Source organism: Methylobacterium sp. XJLW (assembly GCF_003254375.1).
Taxonomy (GTDB): Bacteria; Pseudomonadota; Alphaproteobacteria; order Rhizobiales; family Beijerinckiaceae; genus Methylobacterium; species Methylobacterium fujisawaense.
In genome coordinates, this window is sequence record NZ_CP016429.1 from 1281745 (window position 1) to 1301141 (window position 19397).

General features: G+C 71.6%; 18 protein-coding genes. 11 read left to right on the forward strand and 7 right to left on the reverse strand.

The window, feature by feature from the left end:
• Positions 1 to 180: 180 nt before the first annotated feature.
• The 3 genes from A3862_RS05955 to mnmA are packed head-to-tail and all read right to left on the reverse strand — an operon-like array spanning position 181 to position 2805.
• The gene (locus A3862_RS05955; protein ID WP_043357430.1) at positions 181 to 975 is read right to left on the reverse strand and encodes a TVP38/TMEM64 family protein; all 795 of its coding nucleotides are present in this window, start codon (positions 973 to 975) and stop codon (positions 181 to 183) included.
• A complete protein-coding gene (locus A3862_RS05960; protein WP_043357432.1) occupies positions 972 to 1625 on the reverse strand; it encodes a class I SAM-dependent methyltransferase in 654 nt (217 codons plus the stop codon). The genes A3862_RS05955 and A3862_RS05960 overlap by 4 nt, the downstream gene beginning before the upstream one ends.
• 25 nt (positions 1626 to 1650) lie before the next feature.
• A complete protein-coding gene (gene mnmA, locus A3862_RS05965) occupies positions 1651 to 2805 on the reverse strand; it encodes a tRNA 2-thiouridine(34) synthase MnmA (RefSeq protein ID WP_043760175.1) in 1155 nt (384 codons plus the stop codon).
• Positions 2806 to 3138: 333 nt separating this feature from the next.
• On the opposite strand from mnmA, the gene A3862_RS05970 reads away from it, so the two are divergent.
• The 8 genes from A3862_RS05970 (at position 3139) to flbD (ending at position 11273) form a co-directional block, all read left to right on the forward strand.
• Positions 3139 to 4638, forward strand: coding sequence for a flagellar hook-length control protein FliK (locus A3862_RS05970; protein WP_236961784.1), 1500 nt, complete (start codon positions 3139 to 3141; stop codon positions 4636 to 4638).
• 89 nt (positions 4639 to 4727) lie between these two features.
• Positions 4728 to 5417: a flagellar hook assembly protein FlgD gene (locus A3862_RS05975; protein ID WP_043386058.1), complete on the forward strand. Its 690-nt coding sequence runs from the start codon at positions 4728 to 4730 to the stop codon at positions 5415 to 5417.
• 91 nt (positions 5418 to 5508) lie between these two features.
• A complete protein-coding gene (gene sciP, locus A3862_RS05980) occupies positions 5509 to 5784 on the forward strand; it encodes a CtrA inhibitor SciP (RefSeq protein ID WP_007569077.1) in 276 nt (91 codons plus the stop codon).
• A gap of 370 nt (positions 5785 to 6154) precedes the next feature.
• Positions 6155 to 7783, forward strand: a complete 1629-nt coding sequence (gene fliF / locus A3862_RS05985; RefSeq protein ID WP_043760172.1) for a flagellar basal-body MS-ring/collar protein FliF — start codon at positions 6155 to 6157, stop codon at positions 7781 to 7783.
• Positions 7784 to 7808: 25 nt separating this feature from the next.
• Positions 7809 to 8867, forward strand: coding sequence for a flagellar motor switch protein FliG (locus tag A3862_RS05990; protein WP_043347401.1), 1059 nt, complete (start codon positions 7809 to 7811; stop codon positions 8865 to 8867).
• The gene (locus tag A3862_RS05995) at positions 8864 to 9475 is read left to right on the forward strand and encodes a FliH/SctL family protein (RefSeq protein ID WP_043347399.1); all 612 of its coding nucleotides are present in this window, start codon (positions 8864 to 8866) and stop codon (positions 9473 to 9475) included. Before A3862_RS05990 ends, A3862_RS05995 begins: the two co-directional genes overlap by 4 nt.
• A 10-nt stretch (positions 9476 to 9485) precedes the next feature.
• On the forward strand, positions 9486 to 9818 hold the full coding sequence (gene fliN / locus A3862_RS06000) for a flagellar motor switch protein FliN (RefSeq protein WP_012321962.1): 333 nt from the start codon (positions 9486 to 9488) through the stop codon (positions 9816 to 9818).
• Positions 9819 to 9911: 93 nt separating this feature from the next.
• On the forward strand, positions 9912 to 11273 hold the full coding sequence (gene flbD / locus A3862_RS06005; protein WP_043386056.1) for a sigma-54-dependent transcriptional regulator FlbD: 1362 nt from the start codon (positions 9912 to 9914) through the stop codon (positions 11271 to 11273).
• A gap of 109 nt (positions 11274 to 11382) precedes the next feature.
• On the opposite strand, the gene A3862_RS06010 is transcribed toward flbD, so the two are convergent.
• Both A3862_RS06010 and A3862_RS06015 read right to left on the reverse strand, forming a co-directional pair.
• Positions 11383 to 11667, reverse strand: coding sequence for a hypothetical protein (locus A3862_RS06010; RefSeq protein ID WP_043347393.1), 285 nt, complete (start codon positions 11665 to 11667; stop codon positions 11383 to 11385).
• 102 nt (positions 11668 to 11769) lie between these two features.
• Positions 11770 to 13080 (reverse strand): capsule biosynthesis protein, encoded by a 1311-nt coding sequence (locus tag A3862_RS06015; RefSeq protein ID WP_111473437.1) that lies wholly within the window; start codon positions 13078 to 13080, stop codon positions 11770 to 11772.
• A 219-nt stretch (positions 13081 to 13299) separates the two neighbouring features.
• Here A3862_RS06015 and A3862_RS06020 point away from each other — a divergent pair, with 219 nt between their 5' ends.
• The 3 genes from A3862_RS06020 to fliP are packed head-to-tail and all read left to right on the forward strand — an operon-like array spanning position 13300 to position 15606.
• A complete protein-coding gene (locus A3862_RS06020) occupies positions 13300 to 13704 on the forward strand; it encodes a hypothetical protein (RefSeq protein ID WP_236961786.1) in 405 nt (134 codons plus the stop codon).
• A 55-nt stretch (positions 13705 to 13759) separates the two neighbouring features.
• Complete coding sequence (locus A3862_RS06025) at positions 13760 to 14827, forward strand: lysylphosphatidylglycerol synthase domain-containing protein (protein ID WP_043760168.1); 1068 nt, start codon at positions 13760 to 13762, stop codon at positions 14825 to 14827.
• 14 nt (positions 14828 to 14841) lie between these two features.
• On the forward strand, positions 14842 to 15606 hold the full coding sequence (gene fliP / locus A3862_RS06030) for a flagellar type III secretion system pore protein FliP (RefSeq protein WP_043350145.1): 765 nt from the start codon (positions 14842 to 14844) through the stop codon (positions 15604 to 15606).
• 124 nt (positions 15607 to 15730) lie between these two features.
• Here fliP and A3862_RS31400 read toward each other — a convergent pair whose 3' ends face one another.
• Both A3862_RS31400 and A3862_RS06035 read right to left on the reverse strand, forming a co-directional pair.
• A complete protein-coding gene (locus A3862_RS31400; RefSeq protein WP_158498481.1) occupies positions 15731 to 15892 on the reverse strand; it encodes a hypothetical protein in 162 nt (53 codons plus the stop codon).
• Positions 15889 to 19281, reverse strand: a complete 3393-nt coding sequence (locus A3862_RS06035) for a hypothetical protein (protein WP_052083768.1) — start codon at positions 19279 to 19281, stop codon at positions 15889 to 15891. Before A3862_RS06035 ends, A3862_RS31400 begins: the two co-directional genes overlap by 4 nt.
• Between the last annotated feature and the right edge of the window lie 116 nt (positions 19282 to 19397).

The following is a 19397-nucleotide window of genomic DNA, read 5'->3' on the forward strand; positions in this document are numbered from 1 at the left end:
AGAAAGCTCGAGCCGGGTCCGGCCTTCGCGGGATACATGTTCGCAAGCCACAGATTCGCAGGCGGCAATACAGGCTCTCGGCAGTGAGCACTATACGATATCCACCCGCAGGCGGTTGCATGTGCCCTCAGACACGGAAAAACACAGCCGGCGGAGGATTGCGTATCCCGGGCGTCGCTCTCAGCCGCGTCTGGCGCGCCGGCTCAGCAGCACGCTGACCAGGGCGAAGACGGCCAGCATCGCGAGGCCCGCCACCATCTTGGGCGTGACGAGGGCCCGCAGGCTCAGGGCGTCGTCACAGCCGCCCGCCCCCGCCGCCAGGCAGGCCGCCTTGGCGGCTTCGTGGGCGGCGACGACGTCCTCGATGCCCGCTCCCGTGGTGGCGTACACGACGGCGCCGGGCAGCAGCCCCAGGAAGGTCGCGAGGACGAAGACCCGCATCTTCACCCCGAAGGCGGCGGGGGCGAGGTTGGTCACCCAGAACGGGAACAGGGGGAGGAGGCGCAGGACCGCGATATAGCCGAAGGCATCGCGCCGGAAGCCTTCGGCCAGCCCGGCGAGGCGCGTGCCGCCGATCCGCCGGAGCAGGTCGGCCCCCGGCCCCCGGCCGATGGCGAACACGAGGGCGGCCCCCGTGGTGGCCGCGCAGACCGCAGTGAGCGCGCCCGGCACGATGCCGAACAGGAAGCCGCAGACCATCGTCAGGATCAGCGTGGCCGGCACCGACACGACCACGGCCCCGACATAGAGGCAGTAGGCCGCGACCAAGGCGCGGAGATAGCCGGCCTCGACGAAGCCGCGCAGCCAGATCCGCGAGGCGAGGAGTCGGTCGAGGCTCAGGAGCTGGGCGGCGCCGGAGACCACGACGATCGCCGACACCGTCAGGAGCAGCACCAGCGGGAGCCAGCGCCGCAGCCGCTTCCAGCGTCCGTCACGCCGCTCTTCGCCGACGGGCGCGTTCCCGGTCTCGATCACCCGGGCTTGCGCATCCGCAGGATCTTGAAGAACCCGCCCGGGAAGGTCGGCTTCAATCCCAGGACCTCGACGCCGTTGCGCCGGGCCCAGGCCTCGATCCGCGTCGCCTTGAAGTCCGACGACCAGCCGATCTTGGTGCAGAGCGGGGCCACGATCTCCTCGACCCGGGCGACCGGGCCGTCGCTCTGGCCGAAATGGTTGGCGAGCACGATGCCGCCGCCCGGCCGCACCACCCGCAGGAACTCGGACATCGCGGCCTCGGGATCCGGCACCAGGGTGATGAGGAACTGTGCCACCACCGCGTCGAAGCTCGCATCGGCGTAGCCCAGGTGGCAGACATCCATCACCTGCAGCCCCTTCACGTGGGACAGGTTCCGGCGCCGGACCTTGGCACGGGCGCGCTTGAGCATGTCCTCGGAGAGGTCGACGCCGCAGACGAAGCTCGATGTCGGATAGTAGCCCAGCGCCAGCCCGGTTCCGACGCCGGCCTCCAGGATCCGCGGCCCATGCTCGGCCGCCGCCTCGACGGCGGCGCGGGCCGCGGGCTCGGTGAGCTTGTCGTAGACCACGTCATAGACGGGGGCCCAGCGGGCATAGGCCTTGCGCATCAGGGCCGTGCTCGGCCCGGCCATCTGCGGCTCGCTCAGCATCGTTCGAAGGTTCCAGAGGTTGAGATCAGGCGGCCTCGCGGGGCCGGGCCGACAACGCGTCGACACGCCGGATGGTGCCGCCGCCCAGGACCCGGGCCCGGGGCCCGTCATCCGCGTAGATCGCGCAGGCCTGGCCCGGCGACACGCCGTCCTCGGGCTCGGTGAGAACGATCTCGGCCGTGCCGTCCGGCCCGACCGTGAGTGTCGCCGGGCGCGGCGGCCGGGTCGAGCGCACGCGCACCGCCACCGGCAGGTCGCGCACGGCCTCGGCCGGGCCCTCGCCGAGCCAGTTCAGGTCCGAGAGGCGGATCCGGGTCGTGGCCAGGGCTGTGCGCGGTCCGACCACCACCCGGGCCGCATCCGGCTCCAGGCGCACCACGTAGAGCGGTTCCGGCCCGGACAGGCCGAGGCCCTTCCGCTGCCCCACCGTGTAGTGGACGATGCCGTCGTGCCGGCCGAGGACGTGGCCGGCGAGGTCGACGATCTCGCCGGGCCGCGCCGCATCGGGGCGCAGGCGGGCGATCACGTCGCTGTAGCGGCCCTGCGGCACGAAGCAGATGTCCTGGCTGTCCGGCTTCTCGGCGAGCGACAGGCCGAGATCCTTCGCGAGCGCGCGGGTCTCGGTCTTCTCCATCTCGCCCAGGGGAAAGCGCAGGAATGCCAGCTGCTCCGCCGTGGTGGCGTAGAGGAAGTAGCTCTGGTCCCGGGCCGGATCGAGGGCGCGGTGGAGCGCCCGGCCGCCGCCCGGCAGCGCCCGGCTCGCCACGTAATGACCGGTGGCCAGCGCGTCGGCGTTCAGGTCCCGGGCGAGGCCCAGCAGATCGCGGAACTTCACCGTGCGGTTGCACTCGACGCAGGGGATCGGCGTCTCGCCCGCAAGGTAGCTCTCGGCGAACTTTTCGATGACCGCGTCGCGGAAGCGGTCCTCGTAGTCGAGGACGTAATGCGGGATGCCGAGATGCTCCGCCGCAGCCCGTGCATCGTTGATGTCCTGGCCGGCGCAGCAGGCGCCCTTGCGGTGGCTCGCCGCGCCGTGGTCGTAGAGTTGGAGCGTCACGCCGACCACGTCGAAGCCCTGCCGCTTCAGCAGGCCAGCGACCACGGAGGAATCGACGCCGCCCGACATGGCGACGACGACGCGCGTCTCGTGGGGGGCTTTGGGAAGATCGAGGGCGTTCATCGCGAGGGTCCGCAGCCGCCGGCCCGGAAGCTTCCTGGCTGCACGGGCCGTCTATAGCGGGACTTCGCCCGGCTTTCCAGGGCGGCCAGCGCCGACACCCGGCAGATCCTGCCGATCGGGCGGCAGGTTCGATCAGGGCCGCGCCGCGCGCCGCGGAAGAGCACTATATTTTTCAGTCTCTTAGCGGGCCACCCCGGTGGCGCGCGGCTTGCTGCGGGCGGCCCAGAGGAGTCCGGTATGGCGAGCGGTGCGGCGGATCGTTTGGATGTCACCACCTGGATTCCGTCCGCGCGGAGTGCGTCTGCCCCGCGGTCAGGCTGGGAGGCGGCGGGCGTGGCCGCCCGGGCCGGGGATTCGACGCAGGATCGCTTCGGCGCCGCCCTGACCGCCGCCCAGGCCCGCGACGACGCGGCGGAGACGCGCGCCCGCACGGTCGACCTGCGCGACCTCGCCGCGTCGGCCCGCACCCGACAGGCCGATCAGCGCGATCAGGCCCAGGCCGCCCGGGCGGCCGGCGACCGTGCGCAGGATTCGGCGCGGCAGGCCGAGGCCCGCGCCGCGGACCGGACGGCCGACCGCGCCCGACAGGCGGAGGCGGCGGCTCCGGCGGGGCGTACCGGCAAGGCCGACGCACCGCGCGCCGCCGCAGACGCACGCCCGGAAGCGCGGATGCCGGCCGCGGCGCGCGACGCACAGACGGGCCAGGCGAAACCCGCCGCACGACAGGGCTCCGAGGCTGCCACGACCTCATCGGATCGCGCCTCCGCCACAGGCGACACGGCGGCTCCCGAGGCGGCGCAGGCCGAGACGACGGTGCAGGCTGAGACGACGGCGCCGCAGACGGCGCCGCAGACGGCCGAGCCCGCCGCCACGCCCGCCGGTTCGGACCCTGCCGCCTCGCTGCTGGCCCTCATCGCCGCGCTGACCGAAGGCGGCGCGGCGACCGGAACGGTCAAGACCGAGGCGCCCGCGGGCACCGGCGCGGCGACCGCGCAGGACGGCGGGACAGCGCTCCTCGGAACGGGCGCGGCCGTGGGCGCTCCCGGCAGCGGCGGGCCGGTCGGCAGCCCCGCGGGTGATGCCGTATCGGGCATCGCCGGCATCCCCTCCGGGGCGAAGGCGGCAGGCGCCGGCAACGAGCCGGGCTCGGTGGGGAAGAGCACCGTCCCGGTGGAGGGCCCGGCGGCCGGCGGCTCTGCGGTCGCGACATCGGACAAGGACGGCCAGGATTTCCTGACTGCCCTGGCCGATATGGGACAGGGCGCAGGTCCGCTCCCAGGCACGCCCCCGGCCCCGCAGGGCGGCCAGACGCCGCCGGTCCCGTCGAGCCCGGCCGTCGGCACGACGAAGGCCGCAGAGGGCACCGCTGCGCCGAACCAGACCGCCGCGCCGGTCCAGACCGATCCGCCCATCCCCCTTGGCCAGGTGCCGATGACCATCGGCCTGCGCTCCCTGCGCGGATCGAACGAGTTCCAGATCCGGCTCGATCCGGCCGAACTCGGGCGCATCGACGTCAAGCTGGAGATCGACAAGGCGCATGGCAGGGTCATGACCCACCTCGTGGTCGACCGGCCCGAGACCCTGGCCCTGCTCCAGCGCGACGCCGGCCAGCTGCAACAGGCGCTGTCCCAGGCCGGATTCGACCCCTCAGGCGGCGGAATCAACCTGTCGCTGCGGGGCGACGGGAGCGCCCAGGGCGGCAGCGGCGGCCAGCAGGGGGATTCCCCCCGCAGCAACGGGGTGAACTGGTCCCAGGATCAGGCCGAGGCCTCCCAGGACATCGCCCCGATCCGCCTTCTGCGCGGCTACGGCGGCGTCGACATGAGAATCTAGGCGGCGCGCGCAAGCGCCCGCATCGCGAACCGACACAGACACAGCGCGCATCCAGGCCCGCGCCAGGGCGCAGCACCGGAGAGATCAGCATGACGAGCGGCATATCGAGCCTCACCAGCACGACGGCGACGAAGAGCGCGTCGTCGAGCAGCAGCAGCGGCAACTCCACCGAGATCGCCAGCAACTTCACGCAGTTCCTGACTCTGCTGACCACGCAGCTCAAGAATCAGAACCCCCTCGATCCGATGGACACCAATCAGTTCACCCAGCAGCTGGTCCAGTTCGCCGGCGTCGAGCAGCAGCTCAAATCGAACGACCGCCTCGACAGCATCCTGAGCGCGTCGCAATCGGCGAGTTCGGCCTCGGCCACGAGCTACATCGGCAAGACCGTGACGGCGGATGGAAGCGCGTCGCAGCTGTCCAAGGGCTCGGCCTCCTGGACGCTGACGCCCGCCCGGGCCGCCTCCAAGGCGGTGATCTCGATCCTCGATTCCCAGAACAACGTCGTGGCCACGCAGAGCACGACGCTGACCGCCGGAAGCCAGGCCTACACGTGGAACGGCAAGACCTCCGCGGGCCTGACCGCGCCGGATGGGAACTATTCGATCAAGGTCTCGGCCACCGACGCCACCGGCGCCACCGTGGCGGTCGACACGAGCCTCACCGGCACCGTCGACGAGGTCGATCTCAGCGGGACGACACCGGTGCTGATCATCGGCTCCCAGAAAGTGCCGCTGTCCAGCGTGCAGACCATCGGGTTGTCCACAAGTGGCACTTAACGAATCACATCCGAGTGACTCGCTTCAACATCTCTTAAGCGGGCGCAAGTACCTTCAATGCTCGACAGGTCAGTCGAGTGTAGAGCGTATCATGACCGAACCGAGCCGCCCGAGAGTGAAGTACGTGATCGGGCCCGACGGCAGCCCCCTGACGATCGCGGATCTTCCGCCCCCGAGCACCCGTCGCTGGGTGATCCGGCGCAAGGCCGAGGTCGTGGCCGCGGTGCGCGGCGGCCTTCTCAGCCTGGAGGAGGCGTGCAAGCGCTACACGCTGACCACCGAGGAATTCCTCAGCTGGCAGTTCTCCATCGACCAGCACGGTCTCGCCGGCCTGCGGACGACGCGGATCCAGCATTACCGCCACTGATTATCCGACGCCTCTGTCGGGCGCCATCGTTCCGGGATGCTGCAGACGCCCCCGGAACCCCAACACGACCGAGGGTGCCGAAACCCGGCGCGTCGGCGGCTCTGGATGACGGGCTCCGCTTCGCAATCCTGGACTGACGCGATGGCCTCACTCCCGCAGCGACCACGTCGACGGCGCCGGTGGGGTGGATCGCCCGAATCCGAGAACCCACGAAGCCGCGTCCGGATTCCGGGCGCGGCTTCGTGCTGTTCCGGCGCCCGCCTTTGGGCCTCGGTTGCGCGGCATTAACGCCTCGCTAACCACGACCTGGGCAATTTCTGCCGAGCGGGCCGCCGGGGTCCGCCAGCGTTAGAGTGCAGCGAATCCTCCCGTGAAGCCGGTCCTCGATCTCGTCACGAAGTTCGGACCGGCCCGAATCGCCGCCATGGCGGCGGTGACGCTGACTCTCATCGGCTTCTTCGCGTTCATCATCCTGCGGGTCTCGCGCCCCGATATGGGCGTGCTGTTCTCCGACCTGTCGATGCAGGATTCGGCCTCCGTGGTCCGCGAGCTGGACAGCCGCGGAATCCGCTACGAGACCCGGGGCGATGCCGGGCAGACGATCCTGGCTCCCCGCCCCGACCTCGCCAAGCTGCGCATGGATCTGGCCGGCAAGGGGCTGCCGACCCAGGCCGGGGTCGGCTACGAGATCTTCGACAAGGGCGATGCGTTCTCGTCCACCAACTTCGTGCAGAACGTGAATCACCTGCGCGCCCTGGAGGGCGAGCTGGCCCGCTCGATCCGGGCGATCGGCCGGGTCCAGGCGGCCCGGGTCCACCTCGTCCTGCCGGAGCGCCGCCTGTTCGAGCGCGACCGGGAGAGCCCGAGCGCCGCCATCGTGCTGAAGCTGATGGGCGACCTCGACGCCGGGCAGGTTCGGGCGATCCGCCATCTCGTGGCCTCCGCGGTCGAAGGCCTCAAGCCCGACCGGGTCTCGATCGTCGACGAGCGCGGCCGGCTGCTGGCGGACGGCGCCCGGGACGCGGGGACCGACGTCGCCAGCGGCTTCGAGGACCGGCAGGCCGCCCTCGAACGGCGCCTGCGCGGCCAGATCGAGGACGTGGTCGCCGGGATCGTCGGCACCGGCCGGGCCCGCGTCCAGGTCAACGCCGAACTCGACCTCAACCGGATCGAAAGCCGCTCCGAGACCTTCGATCCCGAGAGCCGCGTCGTGCGCTCCGCCCAGACCCGCACCGAATCGGCGGTCACCGGCAATGCCGAGGGGCAGGTCAGCGTCGGCAACGAGCTGCCCGGCGCCAATGGCGGCGACAAGGCGCCCACGCCGAAGGACGCGACGAACAAGAACGAGGAGACCACGAACTACGAGATCTCCCGCGTGACGAAGACCGAGATCGCCGAGGGCGGACGGATCAAGCGCCTGTCGGTCGCCGTCGTCCTCGACGGGGTGTACGCCACCGCGCCCGACGGAAAGCAGACCTACAGCCCGCGCACGCCCGCCGAGATCGAGCGGATCACCGCCCTGGTCCGCGGCGCGGTCGGCTTCGACAAGGCCCGCGGCGACCAGATCGAGGTGGTGAACCTGCGCTTCGCGGAGGCGCCGAGCGTGCCGCAATTCATCGAGCCCACGCTCATCCAGTCGCTGCTCGCCCCCACCAAGGAGGACGTGCTGCGGATGGCCGAACTCGCCGTCCTGGCGCTGCTCACCCTCATCGTCCTCCTCACAGTGGTCCGCCCCCTGGTGCGCCAGGTGCTCGCGCCGGTGCCTGAGGCGCCGGCTCTGGCCGCGGCCGGCATGGGCTTTCCCGGCGACGCCGTGGTTGCGGGTCCGAGCGGGACCGTGACGGTCATCGACCGCGACAATCCGACCGCGCGGCTGATGGAGTTCGCCAAGATCAACGGCCAGGTCCAGGCCGAGACGGTCCAGCGCGTGGTCGACATGGTCCGGGCGAGCCCGTCCGAGACCGTCGAGGTGCTGCGCACCTGGATCCAGGAAGAGTGAAGCGTAGGGCGTCGAGGGCAACACGATGGCGGCAGGTGCGGGACAGGGTTTGGCGAACACGCTGGCGACGGCGGGCGGCGATTCGTTCGCGGCGATGCCCGGTCCGCAGCGCGCCGCCGCGCTCCTGCTGATGCTCGGTGAGGAGGAAGGCGCGCCGATCTGGCAGGCGCTCGAAGAGGAGGAGATCAAGAAGGTCAGCGCCGCGATGGTCCAGCTCGGCACGCTGGAGGCGACGACCGTCGAGAAGCTGATCATCGAGTTCGTGACGAAGCTCGGCAACAGCGGCGGCATCTCGTCGAATTTCGAGCGGACCGAGGCGCTGCTCCTCAAGATCTTCCCGAGCGATCAGGTCTCGCTGATCATGGCGGAGATCAAGGGCGCGTCGGGCAAGCGCGTCTGGGCCTCGATCGCCCAGGTCGACCCGGAGATCCTCGCCTCGTTCCTGCGCAACGAGTACCCGCAGACCGTGGCGGTGGTGCTGTCGCGGGTGCGGGCCGACTACGCCGCCAAGGTGCTCACCATCCTGCCCGAGGATTTCGCCATCGACTGCCTCAACCGGATGCTGCGCATGGAGACGGTGCAGAAGGAGGCGCTGCGCCACATCGAGGAGACCCTGCGGGTCGAGTTCGTCTCCACCATCGCCCAGACCCAGCGCCGCGACGCCCACGAGATGATGGCCGATGTGTTCAACGCCTTCGACCGGCAGACGGAAGGCCGCTTCCTCGCCGCCCTGGACCAGGCCAACCGCGGCTCGGCCAAGCGCATCCGCGAGCTGATGTTCACCTTCGAGGACCTGCTGAAGCTCGATCCCGGCAGCGTCCAGACGCTGATGCGCTCGGTCGACAACGACACCCTGTGCCGCGCCCTGAAGGGCGGCAACGAGAGGACCCGGGCCTTCTTCATGCAGCAGATGTCGACCCGGGCTGCCAAGAACCTCACCGACGAGATGGCCGCCCTCGGGCCGGTCCGGCTCAAGGAGGTCGACGAGGCCCAGGCGAAGATGACCGAGATCGCCAAGGACCTCGCCGAGAAGGGCGAGATCATGATCGCCAAGAATAGCGCCGAGGAGGAGCTGGTCTATTGAGCGCCCAATCCGCCCGGAGCGCCAAGCCGTTCCTGTTCGAGACCGATTTCCGCAGCGCCCGCCCGAGCGCCGAGGCCCAGCGCGCCGCCGAGGCCGCGCTCCGCGCCGAGGCCGAGGCGCATGCCCGCGGCCTGCAGGAGGGACGCGCCCAGGCCGAGGCGCAGGTCCAGGGGCGGCTCGCCGACGCCATGACCCGCCTCGCGCTCGCCGCCGCGGGCCTGATCGCCCAGGCCGACGCCCGCGACACCGAGCGCGAGGCGCAAGCGGTCGAGGTGGCCATGCTGATCGCCCGCAAGGTGGCGGGCGACGCCCTCGATGCCGCCCCGCTCGCCGGCATCGGCGAGGCGGCCCGGACGGCGCTCCAGCATCTGCGCGGCGTGCCGCACTTGGTGGTGCGGGTGCACGACAGCCTCGTCGAGGAGGTCGAGACCCTGGTGAAGCGCCTCGCCCGCGAGCGCGGCTACGAGGGCCGCCTCGTCGTCCTCGGCGACCCCGACATGGCGGCGGGCGACGCCCGCATCGAGTGGGCGGACGGCGGCATCGTCCGCGAGCGCGCCCGCATCGAGGCGGCGGTGCTGGACGCCCTCGGCCTGCCGACGAGCCTGTGAGGAGATCCTGATGTCCGACGATTTCAGCCTGCCCCAGCTCGGCGAGCACGACACCGACTACGCGGCGGGCTCGATCCGCGACGCGCCCACCACCCCGAAGACCGCCGCCGACCTGGAGCAGCTCTTCGACGTGCCCGTCATGGTCTCGGCGGTCCTGGGCTCGGCCCGGATGCCGATCGGCGACCTGCTGCGGCTGGCGCCCGGGGCGGTGCTCGAACTCGACCGGAAGGTCGGCGAGGCGATCGACGTGTTCGTCAACAACCGGCTGGTCGCCCGCGGCGAGGTCGTCCTCGTGGAGGATCGGCTCGGTGTGACGATGACCGAGATCGTCAAGGGTGAATGACCCGGGCGACCGAGAATGTGGCCCGGGCGCCGGCGACGGCCGCAGGCCAGTTCGGCGCGTAACCCGCGCCAGGATGTTTGAGAGGGACGAACCATGCGGCTCCTGATGATCGGGCGGCTCAATGGCGAGCTGATCACCGCCTCGAAGATTTGCATGCAGCGCGGCGCGTCGGTGACGCAGGCCGATGCCGTGCCGCAGGGCCTCAACGTCCTGCGCGCCCGGGGCGCCGACCTGATCATGATCGATGTCGGGCTGCCGATCCGCGAGCTCGTCACCGCCCTGGAGGCGGAGCGGATCCGCACGCCCGTGGTCGCCTGCGGCGTGTCGGCGGACGCGTCGGCCGCCGTGGCGGCGATCCGGGCCGGCGCCAAGGAGTACATCCCCCTCCCCCCCGACCCGGAGATGATCGCCGCGGTGCTGGAGGCGGTCGCCACGGATCGCGCGGCCTTCGTCTGGCGCGACCCGTCCATGGAGCGGGTGGTCAAGCTCGCCGAGCAGGTCGCGCGCTCCGAAGCCTCGGTGCTGATCACCGGCGAGAGCGGCACCGGCAAGGAGGTGCTGGCCCGCCACGTCCACCAGAAGTCCAACCGGGCGGGCAAGCCCTTCGTGTCGGTGAACTGCGCGGCGATCCCCGAGGCGCTGCTCGAATCCGAGCTGTTCGGCCACGAGAAGGGGGCGTTCACGGGGGCGGTCGCCCGACGGATCGGCCGGTTCGAGGAGGCCAATGGCGGCACGCTGCTCCTCGACGAGATCTCCGAGATGGACGTGCGCCTGCAGGCGAAGCTGCTGCGGGCCCTCCAGGAGCGGGTGATCGACAGGGTCGGCGGCACGGCGCCGGTGCGGGTCGACATCCGCGTGCTCGCCACCTCGAACCGCAACCTCGCCGAGGAAGTCCGGAAGGGCACGTTCCGCGAGGATCTGCTCTACCGGCTCAACGTCGTCGCCCTGCGGCTGCCGCCCCTGCGGGAGCGTCCGGCCGACATCATCGAACTCGCCACCCACTTCGCCCGGAAATACGCCGCGGTGAACGGGATGCCGGTCCGCCCGCTCTCTCCGGAAGCCCGGACCCTGGTGCTGAAGAACCCGTGGCGCGGCAACGTCCGCGAGCTGGAGAATACCCTTCACCGGGCGGTGCTGCTCGCCTCGGGCGACACGATCGGCCCGGAGGCGATTCTCTCGCCCGACGGCGAGACTTTCGCGGCCGAGGGACCGGCCGCGCGCGCCGCGCAGGTCGCCGAGGCCGCCACCCGCGGGCTGGTGGGGCGGACCGTGGCGCAGGTCGAGTGCGACCTGATCCTCGACACCCTGGATCATTGCCTCGGCAACCGGACTCACGCCGCCCGGATCCTCGGCATCTCCATCCGGACCCTGCGCAACAAGCTCAACGAATACGTCTCGGCAGGGCTCGAAGTGGCCGAGCCCGGGAGCGTCCGGACGAGTGTCGCCTGCGGCTGACGCGCCAGGGGTCGCGGGACCGATCCCCGCTCAGGCGCGCTGCCGCTCGGCGGAAATCCGGCCCGGAATCGATGCGGATGGCGGTGTCTCGACGCGGTGGTGAACGGTCCTAGCGCCGCCCGCTCTGCGCCGCCTTGTGGGCCTCGGTCTGGGCCGCGAAGGCCGCGTCGAGCTTGCGCAGCGACTCGTAGCGGGCCACGTCGCCCTCCACGTCGCGGATCGTCTCCTCGACCAGGTGGCGCTGGAGGGCCACCCGCGGATCGTCGGCGGGCAGCGCCTCCCGCTCCTGCAACCGGAGCACGGCCTGCCGCACCACCGTGTAGACCGCCTCGCGCTCCTCACGGGTCATCGACGGCTGGATCGCCTTCGCGACGAGATCGGAGAAATCCGACATGGCGTGTTAGCGTTCGCTCATTCTGGGACGCCCGAAAGGCCGGGCCGCCTCCCTCTACAGACCGCGCCGCCCCGGATCCAGATCCGGGAGCCGCGACCGCGGCTACATCCTCTGGTCGCGGATGCCTGCGAGCAGGAGCGCGGACGAACTCCAGATCACCAGGAAGCAGAAGAACGCCACCAGCAGGGTATGGCCCCGCTCGGGGTAGAGGCTGTCGGTGGGAAGGACCGGGGGCACGAAGGTGGCCAGGAAGATGTGCTGCTTGCTGGCAGAGACGCGGGCCCGGTCGAGGAGGGTGTGGGCTGATTCCTCGAGCTTCTCGGCGATGGTCCGTTCGACCAGCAGGCCCTCGTACTGGAGCAGCGCCTCGGTCAGGTTCTGCCCGCCCGCGCCGGCGGTGGCGCTCGTCATCTCGTCTTGGAGCGTCTTCATCTGCTGGTCGATGGCCGCGATGTTGGCCACCAGCGTCTGGATCGAGCGCGACCGCTCGTCCAGATTGGAGCCGCGCAGGACCTGCAGGTCGTTCTCGGCCTTCAGCTTGTCCTTCCGCAGGGACGTCAGGGCCGTCAGCGTTCCCTCCGCTGACTTGATCGGATCGATCACGCCCCACTGATTGCGGAAGGCCTGCAGCGCGAGATGCGCCTTGCGCAGACGGTCCTGCGCGACCTTGGCGTCCGCCTCGGCCTGGGCGACCATGTCGGACTGCGCCCGCTTCGAGATGTCGTTGATCAGAGCCTCAGAGCGCAACACCACCGCGCGGGCGATGGTCAGGGCGTCCTCGGGCGTGAAGGCGCGCACGGACAGGCGGATCACGCCTGAGATCGAGTCGATATGCGCCTCGACGTGCTTGCGCCAGTATTTGGTGAGATCCTCGATCGGATCGATCGGATCGAAGCGCGCCCAGAAATCCGCCTCGGACCGCGAAAACATCTTGGAAATGCCGATGCTCTTCTCGAGAGCCTCGACCAGGGTCTGACTGTTGATGTAGTCGCGGACGATGAAGCTGTCCTGGCTGTTATGCTTCTGGATCAGGTTCGTGTACTGGCCGAGCGAGATGTTCTCCATCGGCTCGACATTGCCGCGGACCGCGAACTGGGCCTCCGCGACGTACTGGTTGGACGCGAAGGCGAACAGGTAGAGGCCGACCACCAGGGTGGGCAAAAGCACGAAGAAGCCGATCCGGCGGATGATCCGTGCGCCGTAGCTCGACGTGTCCTCCTGCCGCGGGCGCAGACCGGGCAGACGGGTCCAGTCCAGGCGCTCACGGACCGAGGCGACGAGCGCTCGTGCGGTGCGCTTCTCCGGCACCGGCCGGATCGTCTCCGCGCTCCGCCGCAACTCGGTCATCGTCGGTGCGGCGAACGTCACGATCTCGCCTTCGCGCGTGTCGTCCTTGACGTCGTCGAAGCTCATCCGCTCTTTGTTCCTGGGTCTGCGCCGGTTCCGCTGCCGCGGCGCCGGCCGAGGGGCGGCCCGTGCGCGATAACCGGAATCCCGTTCTTTTAGGCCCTTTTTATGGCACCCGGCTTGGCCGCTCCGCCCGTCGCTGCACCGCGGCGACAGGCACCGTAGCCCGCACCGGGTATCGCGTCCTACAGTCTCTGGATGATGACAGAACCCCATGTCCCGGGCGTGGATGGCCGCCCGACCGGCCGTTCGGCCAAGACCAAGCTCACCGAGATCGTCGTCGTCTGTTCCAAATGCGCCAAGCGGCAGGGTCTGCGCGGCCGAGACCTCCGTGCCCTGCTGAAAAAGGCCGGAAAGCAGGCCGTCCAGGACGGGGGAGCCGGCCGCCGGAGGAAGCTCTGTGTCGTGGAATCGGGCTGCCTCGGCCCCTGCCCCAAGCGCGCGGTGGCGGTCGCCACCGGCGCGAGCCTGGCTGCGGGCCGCGTTTTCCTGCTCGATCCCACCGCCGGCCCGGCCGAAGCGCGTGCCGCCGTACTCGATCCCGTCCTGCCCCGTCGTGCAATCCCCGAATTCGGCCCCAATACCGCTCTAGCGGCGATACCATCCGACGAATCGCCGCCGGTCCGCTGACCGGCACAACCTGGAGCGCGCTCTTGCCCGCCTCTCGACGCGAGGCCCCCGCACCGTGACCGGCAACCACGTTTCCCGGAAGCGGCGGGCAGCCCACGCCGTGCTGCGTCGCCTCCCCTTGATCGGTACCCTGATCGGCCTCGGTCTCGCCGTCTGGCTCGTGGCGACCAACGATCTGGCCGCCGTGGCCACGGCCTTCGGGCGGATCGGCTTCGCGGGCTTCGCCGGCGTCACGCTGGTGCGGATCCTCGTGATCCTCCTCTGCGGCCTCGCCTGGGCGCGCATCCTCGACGGGCTGCCGCCCCCGGCCGGCCCGGCCTGTCTGATCCTGCGCTTCGTCCGCGAAGGCATCAACGTTCTGCTGCCCGTCGCCTCGGTGGGCGGAGACGTCCTCGGGGCACGCCTCCTCACCTTCTGGGGTGTTGCCGGGTCCCTGGCGGCGGCCTCGGTCCTGGCCGACCTGCTCTTCCAGGTCGGAACCCTCGCTTTGTTCGCCAGTCTCGGCGCGGGCCTCCTGAGCCGGGTCCAGGGCGCCGAAGCGGCTGCGCTCGCCAGCTGGACGCTGCGGACGCTGGCGGTGGCCGGTCTGGTGGTCGCGGCGTTCTTCGCCCTCCAGCGGATCGGCATCGTGCGGGTGATCGAGGATCGGCTCACCGCCCTCGGCCGGCGCTTCGTGCGCGAGACCGAAGCGCGCCCCGAGCCGCCCCGGCGGATCCAGGGGGCTCTGGACACGATCTGGGCGCCGAGCCGACGGGGCCACCTGGCCCAATCCTTCGTCCTGCACGCGCTGGCTTGGCTGCTCGGCACGGCAGAGATCGCCGTCGTCCTCGCCTGCATCGGCGTGGATCATGTCGGCTTGGCCGACATCCTGGTGATCGAGGCGCTCAGCCAGGCGATCAAGGCCGCCGCCTTTCCGGTCCCGAGCGGCCTCGGTGTGCAGGAGGGCGGGCTCGTCCTGGTCTGCGGTCTGTTCGGTATCGATGCCGGCACCGCCCTCGCCCTCTCGCTCGCCCGCCGGGTGCCCGACGTGGTGCTCGGCCTGCCGGCGCTCCTCGTCTGGCAGAACCTCGAAGCGCGCCGGGCCGGGGTGCGTCCGGCCACACCCAGCTGCGACAATCCGTGACCCAGAATCGTCCCGTGCCGCCTCGCCCGGCGGCCCTTGTCCCGAAGCCGCGCCTGCGGCTGCTCGCCCTGGCCGGACTGGCCGGCGGTCTGCTCGCCGCCGGCCCCGCCCTCGCGCAGAGCGTCACCCTCGATCTGGGCGCCGGCGGCACCACCGAGCGTGCCCTGCAGCTCGTGGCGCTGATCACCGTCCTGGCGGTGGCCCCGTCGGTGCTGGTCATGGCCACGGCCTTCACCCGCATCGTCGTGGTGCTGTCGATCCTGCGGTCGGCGCTGGGCACCCAGACGGCGCCACCGACCGCGGTGCTGGTCAGCCTGGCGCTGTTCCTGACCGCCTTCGTGATGGCCCCCACGGGCCGCGCGGCCTACAGCGCCGGCATCGAGCCGCTGGTCGCCGGCCGGATCACGCAGGCGCAGGCGTTCGAGCGCGCCTCGGCGCCGTTCAAGACCTTCATGCTGCGCAATGTGCGCGAGAAGGACCTGAAGCTGTTCCTCGACCTCGCCAAGGTGCCGGCGCCGAAAGGCCCGGAGGATGTCGGCCTGGAAATCGTGACCCCGGCCTTCATGATCTCGGAACTGCGCCGTGCCTTCGAGATCGGCTTCCTGCTGTTCATCCCGTTCCTGATCATCGACCTCGTGGTCGCGTCGGTTCTGATGGCCGTCGGCATGATGATGGTCCCACCGGCGACGGTCGCCCTGCCGTTCAAGCTGATCTTCTTCGTGCTGGTCGACGGCTGGACCCTGGTCGCCGGTTCGCTGGTCCAGAGCTACGGCGGATGACGGCAGCCGCGACCGGCCGTCGACGATCCGGGCGAATCCGGACGGCCTCCGCGGCGACACCGCAGGATCGCGCGATGGCGGGGATCGGTGCGCGGAGTTGCCTGACGGGCCGCGCGGCATCGGCCTAGACGCGGCCGGCCTGCGGCCCCTGCCGGGCGATCCCGCTCGACGTGCCGGCGCCCTGCAGGCCGCACAGGATCTCGCGCCGCTCGGCCTTCCGTTCGGGCGTGCAGACGCGACCGTCGTCGGTCGTCAGGAAGGCGTCCGGATCGACGGGCCGGCTCACCCGGGCGGCGCGCCGGGCGAACCGGCGCTGCTCTGCTGGCCGCCCGCCCCGCCTGCCTGCGGAGCCTCCTGGGACGCCTCGCCGCTCGCGCCGGGTGCGTCCGGCCCGCCGCGCGCGGGTGTGGCGGCGTCCGGGTAGCGCTTGCGATACTCGGCCAGGAACGCCGACAGGGTCTGAGCCTTCGTGGCGCGCGCGGCGATGTCCCGGAAGCCCGGCGCCCGGGTCGGGTCCATGCCGGTCAGGAGCGCGAAGGTGCGGGCGTCCGGGCTCGCCGCCATGGCCTCCGAGAACTTCGCCTTGAGCCGCTCCAGGCCGATGGCCTCGTGCGCGAGATCGTAGGCGATCGCGGCGCGGATCACGTCGGCGCGCGCCTGATCGTCCAGCGGCTGGCCGGACTGCCACGAATCGCCGAGCAGCGCCTCATGGGCCTCGCCGGCCTCGCGCCAGCGGCGTGCGCCCCAGTAGATGTCGGCGCGCAGCCGGTCGATATCCGGGCCGCTCTCGCCGTCGATCGTCTCCAGGGCGAGGTCGGTCCGGGTCAGGTCCGACAGGGCACGGGCGCGGATCAGGCCGCGGGCGCGCCTGAGCTCGCCCGGGAGCTCGGGCAGCTCGGTGGCGTCGAGGGCCTTGAGCGCCTCCATCGGCTTGTCGTCCATCAGCCGCACCGTCGCGAGCCGCGTCGCCACGGCGGACCGCGCCGGGCCGGTGAGGCGGTTGTCGATCTGGTACTTCAGGAGGTCGGCGGCGGAATCGAGGAGGTCGAGGCCCACGAGGCGGTCGGCCAGCCGGCGCACCACCGCGTCGCCGCGCCGCCCGATCGGGCTCAGCTCCCGGAAGTCGAAGAAGAGCGCCACGGCCTCGATCCCGGAGAGCTTGTCGCCCTTGTCGGTGAGGTACAGGTTCTCGAAGGCCATCTGCGCCTCCCGCGTCAGGGCCTCCGTGGTGGGGGCGTTGGGCGCGGAGGCATTGGCCCGGCGCACCACCGTGAAGGCGTCCCGCCACCGGCCCGCGTCGAGGTAGAGGCGGGCGAGGCCGGCGGTGATGCCGTCCTCGACCGGGCCGCCGTGCCAGGTCAGGGCGAGCCGCTCCAGCCGCTCCGTGGCGGCATCGAGGGCCAGCTTGCCGGAAGCCCGAGCCAGGAGCGCCCCCCTGAGGGCGGCCTCGCCCGAGACCGGCCGCACGGCTGAATCCTCCAGGCGGGCATAGGCGTCGAGGGCCGCCTCGGTCTGGCCGGTCGCCTCGGCCACGCGGGCGCGGACCAGGGCCAAGCGGTCCCGGATCCAGGGCGCCAGATGACGCTCTGCCTCGGCCCGGGCGGCGGCGGTCTCGGCATCGCCGTTCTCGATCGCCGATTCCGCCGCGCTCGCCCGGATCAGCTGCGCCACATCCGTGGGATAGCCACTGGCCAGCGGCAGCACCTTGAGGAAGCCGGCTTCCGCCGCCTTCCAGTCGCCCGCACCCGCTGCCGCCATCGCCCGCCACAGGGCGGCCTCGCGATCATCGGCCAGGGGCGGCACGCTGAGGGCCTTCAGCGCCTCCGCGTTCCGGCCGATCCGCACCAGGGCCATGCCCCGCAGGATGGCCGTCTCGCGCTGGGAGGCCAGGAGCGGATCGTCGGCGGCCGCGATCTCGAGGACCGTGAGGCCCTCGTAGTCGAGGCCGTTGGCCAGATCCGCACGCGCCAAAGCGAGGCGGGCCGGACCGCGCTCGGATGGCGTCGCAGCGACGGCCGCGTCGAAGAGGCCGCGCAGGGTCTCGCGGACGTTGCCCATCCGGGCACGCTCCCAGGGCTCCTTCGCGATCGCAAGCGCACCCGCATCCGCGAGCACCGCTTCCGGCTTGCGGGCCGCCATGGAGGCGGCGAGACCGCCCTCACGGCCGATCGAGACGCTCTCGAGCTCGGGCCGCACGGCGAGATCGTCGGCGCCGGCCAGCACCGCGAGACCGTGCCGGCTCGGCAGGATCTCGAAATCGACGAAGCGGCGGCTCTTCGGGTTGCCGACCGGGCGCTGCGCGGCCGAGGTGACCACCGCGATCCGCTCGTTGTCGAGGGTGAGCCACGTCGCCGAACCGGGATGCGGCAGCGCCAGGGTGACGGCCATGCGGCCGGACGGATCGGGTTTGCGGACGGGATCGATCGTGTCGCTCGGACTCAGCGTCTCGCCCGCCGAGAGTTCCCAGGCGACTCCGCTGGCGGTGGTGACGGCGCTGAGATCGACGAGGCGTCCGGGCGGGACGGGAAACCGCATGACCGTGAGCGGGCCGCTCCGGGCGGGCGGCCCCATTGGCGCGAGCCCCTGGCTCGCCGGCGGCAGGGTCACCGGCTCGGCGGTCTCGAAGGCCAGGGTCGCGACGCCGCCGCGCTCGAACAGGATGGCCGGCGGCAGGGTTTGGAACGGGAAGACCAGGCCGCCGCCGGCACGGCGCTTCGGCGGTGCCTCGGGAGGCCGGGGCGGAGCGGCCGGCGCCGCCTGGCGTGGCGGGACCGGGACCGGGATCGGCGGCGACGCTGTCGCAGCGGCTGGACCCGGCACGTCGACGGCGGCCGTCGCCGGCTCCGGCGGCTTGCGCCGGACCACGTCCACGATGATGGCGCCGTCCTCGCGCTCGGTGCCGATCGTGAACCCGTCCTCGGGGGTGACGAGCAGGCTCGCCGAACTCGCGTCGATCTCCGTGGCCAGCTTGGCGATGCCCGGCCTCGGACGGCCGCGGGTCTCGCCCGTGTCGATGGTCCAGGCCCCCACCACCCGCACCCGCGTCGCCGGCCCCTCGGCGGTCACCGTTGAGACGGCCTCGGCGGGCAGGCGCAGCGACAGCCGCGTCAAGGTCGGAAGCCGCGCCAGTTCGAGCGCCAGCGGCCGGCGCACGGGTTCCGGGATGCGCGCCCTGAGCGCCTCCTCGGCGGCCCGAGCCCGGCGGGCGAGTTCGGCGATCACCTCCGGCGGGAGCGGCGGCGGCAGGCCGGACCAGCCCTCCGGCAGCAGGTCCACGAACACCCGCTCGCCGGCCGTCTGGACGTTGACCTGGTAAGGCCGCTGCAGGGCGAGCCGGAGGCCCGTCCCGTCAGGATCGCGGCGGACGCTGGCGACGAAAGCCGGCATGTCGTCGGCGAGGTGCTCGGGCCCGGCCGCGATCCGCTCGCCGTAGCCGACGAGCAGCACGCCGCCGGCGAGCTTGGTCTTGATCGCGACCGGCTTGTCGAAGGTGAACACGATCCGGCCGTAACCGCCGGCACCGTTGCCGCTCTCGCTGCCCTTCGCGCCGATCAGCCGTGCGGCCAGGACCGGGTCGATCGCCGCCAGAAGGGCAAGCAGCGCCAGCGACGCCGTCGTCAGCAGCCGCACGCCACGTCCTCGACCGACCCGGGGTCGCCCGCCCACCGATCCCATCGCCTCGCCGATCCGAACCCGGCGCGCGGCACTGGACGCGCCGCGGCGCGCGGCGCCACATCTCGGCGGGATCCTGCCGCGCTGCGGCTAACGCTGGCTTAACCGTAACCGGAAAA

Excerpts from the sequence above, each read along its gene's own strand:
- A3862_RS05975 (WP_043386058.1), top strand. The coding sequence starts at position 4,728 with ATGACGAGCGGCATATCGAGCCTCACCAGCACGACGGCGACGAAGAGC.
- flbD (WP_043386056.1), top strand. The coding sequence starts at position 9,912 with ATGCGGCTCCTGATGATCGGGCGGCTCAATGGCGAGCTGATCACCGCC.
- A3862_RS06010 (WP_043347393.1), bottom strand. The coding sequence starts at position 11,667 with ATGTCGGATTTCTCCGATCTCGTCGCGAAGGCGATCCAGCCGTCGATG.
- A3862_RS05960 (WP_043357432.1), bottom strand. The coding sequence starts at position 1,625 with ATGCTGAGCGAGCCGCAGATGGCCGGGCCGAGCACGGCCCTGATGCGC.
- mnmA (WP_043760175.1), bottom strand. The coding sequence starts at position 2,805 with ATGAACGCCCTCGATCTTCCCAAAGCCCCCCACGAGACGCGCGTCGTC.
- A3862_RS05990 (WP_043347401.1), top strand. The coding sequence starts at position 7,809 with ATGGCGGCAGGTGCGGGACAGGGTTTGGCGAACACGCTGGCGACGGCG.
- fliN (WP_012321962.1), top strand. The coding sequence starts at position 9,486 with ATGTCCGACGATTTCAGCCTGCCCCAGCTCGGCGAGCACGACACCGAC.
- A3862_RS06035 (WP_052083768.1), bottom strand. The coding sequence starts at position 19,281 with ATGGGATCGGTGGGCGGGCGACCCCGGGTCGGTCGAGGACGTGGCGTG.
- sciP (WP_007569077.1), top strand. The coding sequence starts at position 5,509 with ATGACCGAACCGAGCCGCCCGAGAGTGAAGTACGTGATCGGGCCCGAC.
- A3862_RS06015 (WP_111473437.1), bottom strand. The coding sequence starts at position 13,080 with ATGAGCTTCGACGACGTCAAGGACGACACGCGCGAAGGCGAGATCGTG.